Annotated in this window: 7 protein-coding genes; 3 read left to right on the plus strand and 4 right to left on the minus strand. The window is 37.2% G+C overall.

Annotation, left to right across the window (positions count from 1 at the left end; genetic code table 11):
- Positions 1 to 24 precede the first annotated feature (24 nt).
- The 4 genes from PL9631_RS03385 to PL9631_RS03400 all read right to left on the minus strand — a co-directional run bounded on the left by PL9631_RS03385 (position 25) and on the right by PL9631_RS03400 (position 10,523).
- Complete coding sequence (locus tag PL9631_RS03385; protein WP_083616936.1) at positions 25 to 693, minus strand: macro domain-containing protein; 669 nt, start codon at positions 691 to 693, stop codon at positions 25 to 27.
- On the minus strand, positions 683 to 6,538 hold the full coding sequence (locus PL9631_RS03390) for a DarT ssDNA thymidine ADP-ribosyltransferase family protein (protein ID WP_083616938.1): 5,856 nt from the start codon (positions 6,536 to 6,538) through the stop codon (positions 683 to 685). The genes PL9631_RS03385 and PL9631_RS03390 overlap by 11 nt, the downstream gene beginning before the upstream one ends.
- Positions 6,531 to 9,089: a sacsin N-terminal ATP-binding-like domain-containing protein gene (locus tag PL9631_RS03395; RefSeq protein WP_083616940.1), complete on the minus strand. Its 2,559-nt coding sequence runs from the start codon at positions 9,087 to 9,089 to the stop codon at positions 6,531 to 6,533. Before PL9631_RS03395 ends, PL9631_RS03390 begins: the two co-directional genes overlap by 8 nt.
- A gap of 354 nt (positions 9,090 to 9,443) precedes the next feature.
- Positions 9,444 to 10,523 carry a hypothetical protein gene (locus tag PL9631_RS03400; protein ID WP_083616941.1) on the minus strand — a complete coding sequence of 360 codons (1,080 nt, stop codon included), beginning with the start codon at positions 10,521 to 10,523 and terminating at the stop codon, positions 9,444 to 9,446.
- A 1,055-nt stretch (positions 10,524 to 11,578) separates the two neighbouring features.
- On the opposite strand from PL9631_RS03400, the gene PL9631_RS03405 reads away from it, so the two are divergent.
- The 3 genes from PL9631_RS03405 to PL9631_RS03415 are packed head-to-tail and all read left to right on the plus strand — an operon-like array spanning position 11,579 to position 17,051.
- The gene (locus PL9631_RS03405) at positions 11,579 to 14,302 is read left to right on the plus strand and encodes a TnsA endonuclease N-terminal domain-containing protein (protein ID WP_083616943.1); all 2,724 of its coding nucleotides are present in this window, start codon (positions 11,579 to 11,581) and stop codon (positions 14,300 to 14,302) included.
- 2 nt (positions 14,303 to 14,304) lie between these two features.
- On the plus strand, positions 14,305 to 15,471 hold the full coding sequence (locus tag PL9631_RS03410; RefSeq protein ID WP_083616945.1) for an AAA family ATPase: 1,167 nt from the start codon (positions 14,305 to 14,307) through the stop codon (positions 15,469 to 15,471).
- Positions 15,472 to 15,476: 5 nt separating this feature from the next.
- On the plus strand, positions 15,477 to 17,051 hold the full coding sequence (locus PL9631_RS03415; protein ID WP_083616947.1) for a TniQ family protein: 1,575 nt from the start codon (positions 15,477 to 15,479) through the stop codon (positions 17,049 to 17,051).
- Positions 17,052 to 17,167: the final 116 nt, after the last annotated feature.

Genomic DNA, 17,167 nt, shown 5'->3' on the forward strand with positions numbered 1-17,167 from the left:
TAATCAAATTATTAATAATTTCGATTAAGAAATATCTTCTTGATTTAAAATTATCAATAATTTTTCAACGGTGTTGATTCCTATTCCTTTTACAGCCAATAACTGAGACAAGTTATTAATGGTTTGATCCTGCATTGCCTGTTTAATTCGTTCTAAATAGGGATTCTTTAATCCTGTAATTTTTGCAATTTTTTGTGGTGATAATGATAAAAATTTTGATTTTAAATCAGGAAAAATATCATCGGTTGAGTGAGGATCATAAATGTAGATTTGGATAGGTAGGTTGCATTGGATTAAATATTCCTCCATAATTTCTAAGGATTTTTCTTGAGGTATTCCTCCATTGTTAGCTCCTAAAACGGGGAAAGCAATAGAGGTTATTTTTTTCTCTTCATAAATATTGACAAATTTTTGTAATCCCAATTTAAGAAACTCAATCTCTGAGGGATTTTTCCAATGTTTTTTAGTAGGAAAATTGAGAATCCAGTGCTGTTGAGATTTATATAACCAAAGCTTACCGATCTCAAAAAGTTGTTTCTCGCAAAGTTCAACATAACGAGTGTACATTTCTGGGTATCGCAAGCGAAATTCTAAAGCAATACCCGCTCCCATGACTCCTACACAGTTAACTGTGTTGACTAAAGTTTGACACTGTGATGTAAATAAGTTACCTTTGATAATTTCAATGCTCATTTGTGTAAATTAGCCAATCTCGATTATTTTCTTGAAAATAGACGCTCATGTAAGTATTAGGTTTCCATTCTAATTTAATACAACGGGAAGAAATAATTTCAATTGATTCTCCTAAAGAAATTTTTGAGATATCACTAAAATCTGATAAAATTTGTCGTGATAAAGGTGAATTTGGAACAAAACGAAGTTTTAATTCTCCTTGAAACGTGTTACTGTTAGCATAATTCTCAATATCAACCGTAATAAATGACTCATCCTGGTGAATTCTGACAGAAGGATTATTATGGTAGAACAAGCTCTTAAACTGGGTAACTTCCGGCTCATAAAAAATTTGACTAGCATATTTTGAGTCTTTACCGATTAAATGTAATAAAGTTGCCTTATCTTGCTCAGTTCGGCAAATAATCGTGATATCTTCTAAACTTAACTGATCAAGCTCTAAACATTGATGAACAATAAATTCTTGTTGAGCCGCTCTCATAAAAGTGTCTTTACCCACCTGTTGTATTGTAGAGTAAACATGATCACAGTCAAAATACTGTTCCACAAAACTTGAGCTATTTCCATAATGTGAACTACTAGAAGCAAGGTTTCCATTACTCACGGCACATTGACTCCCATGAGATTTTAAAACACTCTTTAAATTTAAGCGAAAAAAGACAGGAACAGGACAAAGCGCATAAATATTCCCCTGACGTTTACCGAGAGTTTCATTGTGCCACTGAGTCGGTGTTTGGGGTCGAAAATAAAAGCGTGCAAAGTCTTTAACATTCTCTACTGTGCGACCAATTAAATTTTCACCTGCGGAGTTTTTAAAGTTTGTACATTGATTTCTAGCCAGTAAGCTTTCGCTTTTAATAATAGAAACAGCATTCTCGATATGAGTAAAATGATAGATATATCCTTTCCAAATTGACTGTTGGGAAGCGAGTCCAGTTATCAATATTTGTGCAAAATCTTCTAGTTCATGGGGCGATCGCGATAACGAAAAATCATTTTGTGTACAATTGCTTTGGAATTCAAAGTTAGGATCGTTGTACTCTATAAATTCTTCGGGTTCTTCTAAAATAGTTTCTCCTCGCTTAATTGCAATGAGTAGCATTAACTCAAGAGTATCCAGGATACTAGAATCATTAACTATCCATGAACCTGCACGGTTTTCGTAGATGTTTGTTGCTAATTTATCCCGCTTTTCTCCAGAAAAGAGATAATTATGGACAGCTTGACGTTTTTCTGGAGTCTCTGCCTGTAATGCCCATTCTGTAAGTTCTTCAATAGAAATAGTTTCTCTTTGCAAACGACAAGCCCAGAAGAAATTTAACCCAGAATCTTGATAATCAAAATGCAAGATTCGTTTGTCTGGCGCAAACCCTACTAATAACATTTCTTCAGAAGAATTAGAGCGATCGCAAAGTAACTGTTGACAAGGTAAATAAGTCCCTGCTTTCGACATAAACTCAACTTCTTGTAAGAAAAATTGCAGTTGATTCTGTTCTGTAAGTGTTTTTAAATTCTTTAAAAAATCTTTCGTGATCAGTGTACCAATTTGCTTTGATTCTGAGGGTGAAACACGGGGCGAATTAGCTCTAATTTGTGTTTTTAACGCATCAATTAAGTGCAAATCACTGACGGGATAACGTTGAGAATCAAACCTATCTCCCAGAAGTTGTTTTACATTTTGCCATTGACTTTTGGCAATCAGTTTATCCTGATAAGTATATTGAAAATGTGACCAATTCGCTACTTTTAGGAAACACTCAGGTTCTAAAAGTTGACCTGTTACCTGATAGCGAATCTCATTCACTAAAAGCAATTGACGAAAGTTCCCAGACAACTCACTGGGTAAAGCTTTGCCATTAGTAATCAGATACCCCATACCGTGATCCCCTGCCAAGATGCGACGGATAATGTCACGTCCCTCACTGGGGTCTCGCTTCTGCCAATCAAGGGCTAACTCTTGCCAGAGAAAGTTCCAGAACTCATACAGATCAACGGTTTTAAGCCCCAAAGTATCTGCAACGGCTTGCCAGTTTTCCTGACTTGCACGCAATAAGCGACAGAGAACTTCCCCCAAGGCGATACCGATGCGATCAGCCAACTCACAGTTACGGACTGAAGATTTCACTAAACTTTCTCGTCCTGTTGTAATTTCAAAGTTAGCATTGATGGCAAAACCCAGGAAAAGGTTCTCCCGCGTTGGCGCTGTTACCCAGAACGTCGGCACACTGTCAGGAAGTCCTCGACTCAGACAACCGTTTTCCTCCGTGAAACCTAACAACAGTGTGGCTGCTGCATCTCCTTGAGTCTTTAGACATAAAAACACACACTCTTTATTTTTTTCGATGGTGATAGGAGACTTTCCAATTTCAACCCCAGGAACACCAGAAATAATTTTAGGTTCCCAACCCATCTTTACGATTGGATGATCTTTCTTAGTGAACTTAAACTGTTTAATTCCCCTCGAAAATACAAGCAAAATATTAACAAGTTCTAGGAAAGGTTCGATCACATCTTGTGTCGAATAGTTTTCCTCAAGCTCTAGTTCAATAATAGTAGCATCAGGGGGTTGAATATAGTTTTTCAATTTTTCTCTCAAGTCTTTTGCTTTTGTGGGAGCGAGTCGTGATGGAATTAATCCTCCCTCAACCGTAAAACCCAAATTTTTACTCAAAACACTGGGTTGCTTACACACTAGATAAACACTCTTAAACCCTAATCCAAATTTACCTGTTACACCTTCCCCTTTATCAGAAATATTGAAGGTAAGCATCTTTTCTAAATCTCGATCAAATCCTCGCTCCCGATATTGTTTTTCAGGATAATTTGGATGTTGGAAACAACCGATGGGTCTACCCGCATGGATAAATAAAAGCTGATTTTTTTCAGCAACTATAACAAACTCTTTTCTGGTGGTTTCTGGTTGTTGTGCCTCGGACATTTGCATCCACTCAATAATGGCATCATCAGCATTTTGAAATAATTCAAAGGGAATGCTTTGGTGGCGGTATCCATGTTGACTAATTTTTGCTCTGACAGCTTGCAATAAATCATCTCGAATGGGTTCTGTTTCAGGAGATTTGTTTTCTAATAAATTCGACAATTCAAACACTAATTGTTCGATTTTCTGCTCAATATTTTCTGCGGATTTTTTTTGCTGTTTTAATTCAGCTTTCTGATGTCGTAAGTCATCCCATTGGCTTAAAATATCTTTAATAACAGGACTGCGTTCATGTATTCCTAACATTCTCATTACATAGGGAGCGCCTTCTAACAAAAAGGTTTTTGCCACTTGAATATCGAGTTGATCAGATTCACGTAAATCTCTCCAAGTTTCATCTAGGGATGAATTTTTGATTTGATAAACCTCATCAAGAAGAACTTTTGTAGATTGTTTTAAAATCAAAGATAAATCTAAATGACTAAAATTTTTAGTCTCTAATGGAAGTAATTCGATTTCGGTTGTATCAGGTGTCAGTGAATTGACAAACAGATGGGGAGGACGATCAAATTGAGCTAAGTTGGCTTTGAAAGTTGTTCCTAATATAGAGGGGACTACTCTGGTACGCTCGCTGGTTTGTCCTACAGAAATCTGGAAATTCCGCAGAGGTATTGATCGGTTTTCTAGCAATCTTTGACGAACTGTATCTACATTTCGTTTCCCTAAATAAAGCTGAACTAGATTTTTTACATCTATATCGTTGCCGATAAATAAACTTATGAAAGCACCCATCAATTCTGATGGACAATATTGCTGCCAAGGTTCAAAGTATTCTCTTAAAAGATTAACATTGCTAACTGCTTTTAAGCCTTCAGTTGTTAATAATGTTTTTTCTGGGTTATCTTTGAGTGTGTTTAAATAGGGTTTAAGCAGTTGCTCTTGTTGCCGATCTAGCAAAAAAGAGCGATTAATATTATCTCTTTTACCCCAAGTTAATTGATCAGAATTCTGCCATTTCTGTCTTTGATTGAGCAGTTTAATTTTTGCTAAAATTTGTGGTGCCAGTATTCCATTTTTAACAGCTAAACTTAAATAATCATTAAAAACTTTTATTTTACTTTCTTCTGGTTCAGGATCGTGATGGGATAAAACTTCCAAAATTTTGACTAATTTTTCTGACTCTATTTTTCCTAACAAATTCGGTAATAGATATTTCTTAAATTGGTTTTTATCAAGTTTTTGAGCAAAGCTCCAAGCCGGAATAAAACTAACATCAACTTGATTAAATATTTCTAAACACTCATCCAGGGGAAACTCTACTGTGAAATTCCCCAGTTCGTACTCCGGTGCATTGTTTAAAAGTTCTCCAATTTGTTCTAACGCAGCATCTTGAGTGATCAATAATTCCTCCGTTAACCAAGACCAACAATTACTGCGATCGCAAATTAATTTAGATAGCTGAGATGATGGAATATAGTCAGAAGAAACAGACAGCAGCAATGCCTCAATATCTTCTTCTAACGCTGGATAATGCAAAATCTTTTTAGAAAAAACTGCATTTCCTTCTTGAGTAACTAACCAAGCTTTTGTTTTAAGTTGATTTAGATTCTTGGAACTGAGTTTGTGTAGATTTTGGGAATCTAATAGGTTACTCAAAGTATCAAGAATGATCTCACAGTGTTGATGAGGGTCTGGCTGATTGAGGATAAATTCAATAATATCATTTTCGTTCCATTTTGAGAAAAAATTCCTTAATAATTTAAAGCTTTCATGGTTTTTAAGGTTTTCAGGAAGTCGAGAAAATTGTGTGTATTCTCCATTGCTTAAATTGACCAAGTTTGATAAGTATTTTTTGAGTCTATTCGGAATAATTTCGAGGATTTGTGTAGGTCTGATTGTTTCCTCTTCTGCGGATATCCAACTTTCTTTTTCCAGCAATGTTTTTAAATCATTTGGAATTTCTTCAAAATCTTGAATTGCATCTAAAATAACGATACAGAACTCCTGCCAATATTGAGGAGATTTTGGAGAAAAACTTAAAATATTTTTAATTACCGTTTCAGCCTTCCAAGATGTAAATAGTTCCCGCATATAAGAATATCCTTTACTTTGTCGCCATGACTCTGACTGAATATTTTCAGGATATTTGGTTTGGTCTAATTTTGCTAATTTTTCTTGATGTTTGGCTACATTATTAGGCACTCTCAATATATTAATAGGACTAATTCCTTGGTTATTAGATTGATTAGGTAGCCAACTAATGTTCTGTAAGTTTTTCTTCAATTCGGCTTTATCTGGAGATGATATCTTATTCAGTGCGTTGAGAATTAGGTGGCAGTATTCATGAGGATTAGGAAGACTAAGCATTATAATAATCGCCTCACGAGGAGTCCATCGAGGAATCCAATTTTGTTGAATTTCCTGATTTTCACGAATTAAGGTAATTCTTTGCTGCAACCGACTATCTAGTGAAAAATCAGGATTTTCGAGGAAAACTCGACCTAACTCAATACACTCTAGTTTTCCATTTGTCGTTTCATGTAATCGCAATGAACGCCATAAATCTTGATAACTGGGAAATTGACTAATATAACGCAAAAGTTCATATCGTTCTGAAGGTTCTAGCTGATTTCCATTAACACAATCTGCGCCTAATTCCTGAATTAACTTCACAACTTGCTCAGATTGTAAGGCTTCAATTCCCAATTGTTGACGCTTTGCAGACGGAATATGTTCTACCAATACAGAATCAAGTAAGCGCCAAGCTTCACCTTTTTGATGAAGAACTTGTTGTCCTACTTTTTGCCAGACTGTACTGTCTTGTGAGGTGACATACAAAGAGGTTTGCACATTTTCATATTGATCTTTTTGACCATGTAAAAAATATCGTAATTGTTGTCTAGACATGATGAATCAATTCCTCTAAAAGATTAGTCCGTTGATTAGGATGAGCTAAATCGGGTTGTGTTGCTAGAAGTTCTAAACAACTCCTCGCGTTGCATTCAGGTATATGTCTTAGCGATGAGGTTCTACTGAGCATCGAAGCCAGCCTATTATCAATAAAGATTAAATTGCTATTAGGCAGAGCTTCTTTTAATGCCGTAGAAATTGTTGTGTTCCATTTGCCTTTAAATAAACCCTTACTTTGATGTATTATTTTTAATAATTTATATTTATAGAAAGCTTGTTTTTCTAAGCGATGATTATAACCAATAAATAGGGACAAATCTTGCAGTTGATTAAGAGCAGGTTCAATTTCTTGACTTGAACTAAGAAGTTGAGAAATAATTTCGCAAGTTAATTTGTAGCTGGAGGGTTTTGCTTTGAGGAAATTGCTGAGATTCGTGAGAAGAGAAATTAATTCATCTAAAGTTAAAACACCTTGGCTTGTCGGCGAAACTTCAAAGGGTTCATAAACTAACAATAGATGGAGTTGTTGTTGATACAGATGCTTAAAAATAGTATTTAAAGCATCAGCATCGGCTTCAAATCTTGCAATTTTAAACCGTTTATGGGGACTAATTTTTGAAACCAGTTGCTTCACTAAAGGTTGCAGAGATTCCTCTTGTAAATTTGATAAGTTAATTTTGCTAAACACATGGCGAAGAAAATTGATTAGACTTGTCTGTACTTCCGGTTGTTGAATTAGATTTTCCTGTTGGTGCAATAATTGGGTTAAGTAGCGAAGATAGTTAGAATTTGAAAAAACTAACTCAGGGTTAAGAGAATCAATAACAGAGCAGATTTCTTGCTGATTCCATTTTCCATTGCTATTGAGTGATAAAAGATTAGGCTTATTTTGAATAATAAAACAATGTTCCTGCGCGAGTTCCTGAAGTTTAGGAAAGACTTCCCACTCAGGAGGAATATCAGGAAGCGATCGCAAACTTTCATTTATTGAAATCAGTTCCCAACCGTTATTTGATGGCTGAGTACGAAATACCCACTGATATTCAGCACAAATGCTTTGTCTATAGACTTGACTGTTAAACCATCTTGATTTAGAAATTGCGCTGCAAAGATTAGAGATATCTAGCTCCGACAATTGATGTTTTTCAGCAAAATCTTTTAAAGCAGGTAAAACCAGTTTTAAAGTTCCTCTAGTTGCTAGTAAATAATTCCACTGAGCAATCATTTCATCCTCATTATCAGGCGTTTTTGGAATAAATGAACTCGTGCGAATTTTTTGAAGTCCTTCTATATATTTCCTACCGGAATCGAGAAAGAAGTAACCATGAAGAAACATTGTGTAATTTTTATCCCCATTACAGTCAATTTCCTCATGAGCTTCTTGTTCTGCTTCTTCTTGTTGCAAATGATTATCTTCACTCGCTAAGGGAAGAAAAACAGACCACTGTAGAGTTAATTTTGCTTTTAGTTTATTTCCTAAAGGTTGCTGAGTAAAAACAACCGCACAATGGGGAATTGATTTATCAGGAACAATTTCATTGTCTCCATTTTCATTAATTGAAGATCTCTTACTCCAAAACGGAGATCCCTGTAAATCAGCCCAGAAATCCTGAGAAATATTATTATGATTTTGACGAAGTAATAATGTAAAATCCTGGGCGGGTAAAACTCGTTCTATACCTGCAAAACTAATTTTTGTATTCTCTGAACTTAAACTAACTTTTCCTTGTAAGTTATTTTCTTTAGGATCAATATTTTCAATTTGATTATTAGGATAGATACAGCGCGATAATAAATTATCATCCAATGACACAGAAAATTGCTGTTCAAGATGTCTAGAATTATTCTGTATAAAAAATCTGATGGTTTTAAGATGCTTTAGGAGAGGTAAGAGTTGACCTATTCGCACTTCCATATCTGGGGGAAGGTTTGCTTGAACTGAGTTTGCATCATTGTAGTAGTTAGCTAAAATACAACGCTCATCTTCCATTCTTTTCCGAAGTGGAACCCACAATAAAAAATATTGAGGGTTATGTGAACTAACTAAATTATGGCTCAATAAATAGTTTTCTAAAGCTTGCTGATCTTCTTGGGAAAGTTCTATCCATTCAGGTCGTTTAGAATCTTTACCATCGGGAGTAGCCCAAGGATTAATAAACTCTCCACATCCATTTGGAATTAGGTTAGAACGAGCAATATAAAAGAAGGCTTCACAAAAGTGAAAAATACTCTTTTGACCCAAACCAAATTTTCCTATTTTTCCTCGATCTTTCGCATTAGCATCAATCCCAAAACAAGCGATCGCTTCTTGATCTAATGGAGTAAATGTCCCATCATTGAGGAAAAATAACGCAGGAACTTTAAGTAAGGGATGGCTAACAGATTGATCTAATCCTTGAACGATACCGAAATCTAAGGTGGTTGCACCCCCATCGTTAGCATTTTGAATAATTTCTTTAATAATTGGAAAGCCTTGTTTATATCGTTCCTTCAAAAGGCTTTTAATCGTATTTACGATGGTTCCGGGTAAAGTTTTGTAACCTGCCATAATACCAATTTGAGTAAGTTTTTAATGAGTTGCCTTAAGAGTTTGACTTGGAGTGTAAGTTAAGCTGAATCAAAAATTGATCTAAGTGTTGATCCTGTCATAGGTCTGATTTTATGTTTTTTAAACTATTTTCTATTTCTAGTTTAGATCAGTGATGTCTAAAAAAGCAAAATTTTTACTAGAGAGCAAGATTATTAATGATTCTTAATCAAACTATAAAGAGTGAAATAGTTGGGAAATTATTCTTGATAAATCTGGTTTTACTCCTCTGTCTTTCCAACATCAAAAAAATTAGCATCGGTTTACACAGGGTATTGCAACGATTCATAAGAAATTCCGCCATATTGTCGTTACTCAATCACGATCAGGAAGAATATCTTCCCCATACTCGGCAATCAAATCATTAAAAAACGCTTCACCTTCTCGCTCATCCATCATTAGAGCTTTCTGCATTTCCTCATGTTGTTTGGAAGAAATCATCATGTCTAATTGTTTAGGGTTATTGATACATTTTTGATATCTTGATTCACACATATCAAGAGCTTCTTCCAATGTTTGTCCTTTACCTAAGAATTCGAGATTAACGGGATAGTCATTATCTTTAACTTTAAAAATTCTTACAACTTCCCATCTGGCATTTCCTCTACGAACATCAAGGGTAAATTTATAAGTTTTTGATTGACATGACATTTTAAAATAAGATGACTCAATCTCTGAAAATCCATAGTAAGAAAATGTAACAGTATTAGGGTCAACAAGAGGGTCAGTTTTTTTGCAAACATTAAACATTTGCTGCTGTGTTAAAGGAATTTTATCGTCAATAAAATAATTTATGGTTTTTGGTGAGCTAGTAAATGTTTGTAATCGTGCTTTTTGAAATTCTAAATCAGCTTCTGGTAAAGTATTGCCATAACCCATCATATCTCTGGGAAATTTTGAATATTTAACATTCTTCTGTGTAGGGGCTTTTAAAATAAGCCAACGTCGAATCATTTGATGATTAACTGAACCTTGAAAATAAGCATAAGTTTTGACAACATGGACTTGTGATCTTCTTAAATTTTCCCACGATGTATTTACTTTGGGTTGTTTAGAAAGTTTATCTTCAACAATTTTAAGTGAATACTCTTTTGGCTTTTCGGAATAAAAAGGAGCATCACAAATAAATAATACACCATCTTCTATGCGTTGAATTACACAGCCGATCTCAGCAAATTTATTAAATAAATTTATGATTATAGTATCTCGATATATTTGATCATTATACAATAAATGATAATAATCTATCACTCTTCCTGATTGGGTTGAAACTGTTGGATCAAAAATAGAGCAATATGTAATAAAATCATCTAAACTTTTTAGATCAGGTTCTTCAAAAGGAGGTTCCGGTTCTGGTGTCGGTATTGGTTTGTTAAAACTAGAATTAATTGCCATCTTATTTTCCTTTTAAATTTTTATTTATTGACGATTTATTTTCTATGTCATCAATTACTTTAACAACAAACAAAATCTTCATACGTTTCTTTTAAAGTTTTTTTGATGCTGCTGCTCCTTAACTTTTTTAGTTGTTCTCCAATATCATTCTAAAGGATGATTGACAGCCACCGCACTTTGATTTTACGAAACTTATAAGTAAGATTCTTTAGATAACCTGGACTGCTGAATATAGCTTTCACCTGGAAACCCTGAATATAAACTAATTTTAAGTCTATACCTTCACAGTTTAATGAGCCAGTTTATAATTGAAGATTCATTCAAGCTGTTACACTTCTTCACAACGTTTCCCCTAGAACAGCTTTATACTGCCCTGCAAATTCTGCCATTTGTGGCTTCTTGATAGAAAAATCAACCAATCGCTCAAACCCTTATGCAGAAGGGCTTTAAATTGCTACTTTGCGGTTGGTGTCACGTTCGCTCTACACCAATTTCCCTAGAACAGTTTCCTGCTACCCTCTCAATTCCGTTATTCCCAGGGTTTTGGTAGCAATAGTACAGAAACTTACGCTAAGGGCGATCGCCAAATTCCCCCCATGCCGAGATACGGGCAAAATTGTGCAAGATAAACCGCAAACCCCTTACACCGCATAGGTTTTAGGTAGCCACCGAGATACGTGCAAAAGGGGACACGTTGTCAACAAATATTACGACTAATCGCCGTAACCCTTACACCGCAGTTGTCATTGGAAGGATAATATTGCCGGAACTGGAAGGATAATATTGCCGTGACTGTAGCTGTAACATTCATTCTGACGTTAAGTAGTCACCCGACATCTGCAACAGTTGGAAGCATAAGATTGCCGTTAACTAAAAATGGAACCATAAAGCTGCCAAAAATTTAAGATTTTTTCAAAAGATGAAGAAGTAAGATTAAGTCAAGCACTCAAGCCAGTGCCAAGGAGACTTGGAGGTAAAAGCTTTACCTCACTACCCAAGAAAAAACAAGGCATTAGTTGTGAGTCGCATCTAAAACCCAAGCTGGAGATGCCAGTATGCTCACAAAAGAAGAGTTCGATAACTGGTGTAATCGGAACAACCTATCGGCACTGCAAAAAAAGACAATAGAAATCATCCGCAGCAGTGAACCAGCACGCCGTGTAGGTGGAGGTAGAAAGAATATTTCTGGATTTTATCCCAGTCAGAAAATGGGTAGAAGCATTCAGTTTGAATCCCACAAGCTAGAGTTAGCATTAATCTACCAACTAGAACACGATTGGAATATTTTAGAATTTTACGACCAACCACCATCAATCAAGCTGCAATATCAGTCACCAACTGGTCGAAACATCTGCTTTTTCTACACTCCCGACTTTTTTGTACTCAGAAGAACCAGTGCTGGATGGATAGAGTGTAAAACAGAAAAAGAACTGAAAAAGAAAGTAGAAAAACAACCAAAGCTTTACAGTTCTGGAGAAAATGGTCAGTGGGAAATGCCCTTGGCTACAGAATACGCAGCCCAAGTGGGAATGGAATTTTGTGTCTGGTCAGATGCTCAAATAAATTGGGTGTTACAACGCAACATCATCTTTTTAGAAGACTATTACCGAAGTGAATATCCTCCGATAGAAACAGCAACAACTCAACTGCTACTTAGCATAATCAATAGCCAACCAGGAATTGCACTCAATCAGTTATTGCATCAAAATTGGGGAATAAAACCCGATGAAATTTATTCCCTAATTGCCACCGAACAAATCTATGTAGACCTCAGTGCAGCCCCTCTAGTCGAACCCCAAAACTGTAAAGTTTTTCCAGACCGTACCACAGCACAAACCTATCAATCACTGAAGTCGTCATCTTCAATGGATACTATTAGTCTACCCATAGTAGACCTAGTACCCTCTACACCAATTTGTTGGGATGGCAGAAGCTATTCCATAGTTCAAAGTGGTGAAACAGAAATTACTTTGCGTAATCAGTTAGGGGAATTAGTTGAATTGGGAAACGCAGAGTTTAACCGCCTTCTTCAGTTAGGAAAAATCACAGCTTTAACTACTACTAACTCCAGCCCTTTGAGCGAACAAATCACAGATTTACTCAAGAAAGCCAGCCCGGCTGATTTAGAAAAAGCCAATCGGCGCTACCGGATACTCCAAGCCCATTTTTCCGGTCAACCCTCCTCCAAGCTAATCATACCAGAACGCACCTTGCGAGACTGGCAGGCTAAATATCGTATCGCGCAGCAAAAGTACGGCTATGGCTACATCGGATTGCTAACAACCTCTCATGCCAAGGGCAACCGCTACCGCAAACTGCCCCAACAGATTTTAGAATTGATGACCAAGTTTATTACTCAAGATTACGAAACCCATAAACAAAAACGAAAATCAGAAGTTTATGGAGCTTTTGTCCACGCCTGCTCAACTGCCGGAATTCCAGAGAATCAAATTCCTAGCTACAAGACATTCATTCAAGAAATCAAACGACATTCAGGCTACACTCAAACCCTGAAGCGGCAAGGACAAAGAGCCGCTTACCCACAGCAACCTTTTTACTGGGAATTAGAACTGACCACTCCCCGACATGGAGACCGCCCCTTCGAGATTGGTCATATCGACCATACCCAGCTAGATATAGAGCTACGGTGTTCAAAAACCGGACTGGTACTGGGTAGACCTTGGGCAACCTTTCTCGTCGATGCCTACAGCCGGAGAATTCTAGCCGTTTATATGACTTTTGACCCACCTTCCTATCGCAGTTGTATGATGGTACTGCGAATTTGCGTCATGCGGCATTCTCGCCTACCGCAAATTATCATCACCGACAACGGCAAAGAGTTTCACAGTATCTACTTTGAAAGCTTATTAGCTTGGTTTGAATGCACGCTCAAACATCGACCGCCAGCAGCATCACGATTTAGTGGAGTTTGTGAACGATTATTTGGCACTGCCAATACCCAGTTCCTCTACAATCTGACAGGGAATACCCAAATCACAAAAAACGTTAGGTTAGTCACAAAATCAGTCAATCCCAAAAATTTGGCAGTGTGGACTTTAGGTAGTTTGTACCAGTATTTATGCCAATGGGCTTACTCAGAGTACGATACCACCCCACATCCAGCTTTGGGAGTTTCCCCTCAGTCAGCTTTGACAACGGGGTTAGCAGAATACGGCAATCGTTCCCATCGGCAAATTTGTAATGACGAAAACTGGAAACTATTAACCTTACCAAGTACACCCAAAGGACAAGTCAAAGTTCACCCCAGCCAAGGAATACAAATTCGAGGTATTCGCTACTGGTCTAATACCTTTAAAGACCCAGAAATTCATCACACTTATGTCAATATCAGATACGACCCATTTGATGCGGGTACTGCCTATGCCTATGTCCGAGGTCAATGGGTTAAGTGTATTAGCGAATATTATTCCATCCTGAAAGGACGCTCAGAAAAAGAGATTTGGTTAGCCACCGCCGAGTTACAAAAACGACAACAAAATCATCAAAAGCAATTCTTAGTTAGAGCCAAAAAGTTAGCGGAATTTTTAACCAGTGCAGAGGCGGAAGAAGTTCTCCTCTCACAACGACTGATGGATGCTCAGATGATGGAAGTTTTTCGAGTCATTGATTATGGAATTGTGGCCAATAAAATTGATAGCCAATTGCCAGAATCAGAAACAATCTGTCCGGCAACTCAAGAGAGTTCTTCAACCTTCCAACCCAGTGCCAACAGTCTCTCGATTAATCCCCAGGAACTGCAACTTTTTGACTCTTATTAATCATGTCTTATCCTCAACAATTTCCTCCATCTCTACTGACCCAATCTCCAGAAGAGAGATTGGCTTATTTTGACAACTACACAATGGCACATCCCCGCTTAGACGAAGCCGTCAATTTACTCAAATTGTTAGTTAATCAGTCGGGAGAATCGCGGGTGATTTTTATTTATGGGCCGACTGGAGTTGGAAAAACAACTTTGCGATTGTTGATTGAAAAATGGTTGATTGAGTCAACGTTAGAAGAACTAGAAACTAACCCCGGTTGCATACCAGTTGCTAGTGTTGAAGCCGTCATCCAAAAATCAGGGCTGTTTAACTCCAAAGACCATATTAAACGTTGTTTATTTGCTCTCAACGAACCCTTGATTGACCAGAAAATAGACTATGGGACAAGAGGAATTTATCGAAATCAGAATGGTCAAGTTATCATTGAATCTAAAGTGATTGAAACGGATTTAGCTTGGGCATTAGAACAAGCTTTAAAACACCGAAAACCGAAAATCTTTTTTATTGATGAAGCGCACCATCTACTGATGCTTGCCAGTGGACGAAAACTCACAGATTTACCAGAAGCAATTAAGTCATTAGCTAACCGTACAGAGGTAGTTCATGGGTTAGTTGGGACTTACGAATTACTCACTCTGCACGATGTCGGCGACCAGTTGAGCCGACGTAGTGTTTATGTACATTTTCCTCGATATCATGCTGATGTTAAAGAAGATAGAGAAATATTCCAAAGTGTGGTTTGGGGTTTTCAATTACATCTGCCATTACCAGAAGCACCCGATTTAGTATCAAATTGGGACTATTGTTATGAGAGGAGTTTAGGCTGTGTGGGTATTCTTAAGAATTGGTTGAGAAATGCCCTGGCAGATGCGATAGCAGAAGGTGCTGTTACTGTAGGAAAAAAACATTTAGAGCGACGAGCTTTAGGAGTGGCTCAATGCCGGAATATACTTAAGAAAATTAAGGAGGGTGAGTACAATCATGCTCAAATTGAAGCCGAAGTCGAACAACTACGTGCTGAATTAGGGTTGTCAGTAACACCCGGAAAAAGTAGCTTGAATTCGCAGCTATTTCCCTCCTTCCATTCGGGCAACAATTTAAACAGAAAAAGACCCAAACCAGTCGGTCAACCCAAACCCAAGCGACACCCTTGTAGGAGTTAAGTAATATGGAACAATTTCAACTTACTCTCTATCCATCTTGGGATGTGCAAAAACCTACAATTCCTCCTAGAAGTCGTTTTTATCATCTAGAACCGATTGGAGTTGGCACTCCATATACAGAAAGCTTAACGAGTTACTTAATTCGACTTGCTCAAGAACACTGTGTTAATGTCTCTCAAGTGCTTCTCACTGAAATTGCTCCCCTAATTAGGAGAGAAAAAGGGCTATCATTCGCTCAATTTGAGAGTATTAGTAAAGTATGTGGGATTGACAGAGATAGAACTGCAATTAATGGTATGGGGTTGACGGCGACGCATCTAGTAATGGCTTTAGAAGCTCTCACCTCACAGAAGGATTTGCGTTTTCTTACCTTACTCCCATTAGCAGAAATTGTTTCTAAAAGAAGCTTACTCCGTCCCATTCGTGCTTGGTGTCCTATTTGTTATCAAGAATGGCTAAATACTGAACAAACTATCTATGAACCCCTGCTGTGGTCAATTAAAATTATTGAGTTTTGTCCCTCCCACCATCATCCTCTACTCTCTAAGTGTCCTTATTGTCATCAGCAGCAGTTAGTTCTTTGTAGAAACTCGCGACCTGGATATTGTAATAAATGTGGTCATTGGTTAGGAAAACGCTCTAGCAAAAAAGCTGTTGCTGGCTTAAGGGAAGGAGAAACCTTTGACAATCACTTCAGTTATATACTCAACAATGTTGGCGAATTAATTACGTTAGCATCTGGTCATGACTTACCTATTGAAGGCTATAAACTTCAGCAAATATTTTCTCGTTATATTCATCAAGTTTATGGAGGTAATGTTACTGCTTTGTCTCGCTTTGTAGGAATTCATGTGGCAACATTGAGTTGTTGGTATCAGGGCGCAACTCTACCGCAACTTGATAAACTATTACAATTCACAGAGCGGTTACAAATCTCTCTGGTGGATTTTTTAACTGAAGAATTCTTAGCTGATGATGGCTTGAACCAATCTGTAATTTTACCCTCTCCAGCTTCTCAAACGAGAAAACATTTAAGAAGATTAGATTTAGAAAAATTACAAGTTATTCAGTTAGTCCTTCAACAGGTACTTCAGGAGTCCCCACCACCATCCTTGCAGGATGTTGCACGCCGTCTTAACTATCGTTCTTTAGTTCTGCAATATCATTTTCCCAACCTCTGCTCTCAAATTCAACTCAATCATGCTGCTTATCGAAAACTGGAGCGTCAACAAAGAATTCAACCTGTTTTAGAAGCAGCATTAGAAGAATTTCCACCGCCGTCTCTACTAGAAGTTGTCCGACGGCTTGGCTACAAAAATAACAGCTATTTATACACTTATTTCCCTTCTCTGTCGCGCCAAATTGCTAGGCGTTACAAAGATTATGTTAAAGCCTGTGGTTTGGAAGAAAGAAATCGCATCTTTCAAGAAATTCAGACTATTGCTTTACAGATTCACTCACAAGGATATAAGCCGACTCGATGTAGAGTGGCAGAACTTCTCCAAAAGCCTGGTGTAATGCTCAATCGCTATGCTCAGGATGTTTTGCGCCAAGTACAACGTTCTCTTGGTTATGAGTGAATTCTGATTGGTGAAATATTTTCTGGTATCTCCCATCCAATTGGAAGCATATATTTGCCGGAGTCAATTGGAAGCATAAACTTGCCGAAACGGCAATATTATCCTTCCAATGACAG

This window comes from Planktothrix paucivesiculata PCC 9631 (assembly GCF_900009265.2).
Lineage (GTDB): Bacteria > Cyanobacteriota > Cyanobacteriia > Cyanobacteriales > Microcoleaceae > Planktothrix > Planktothrix paucivesiculata.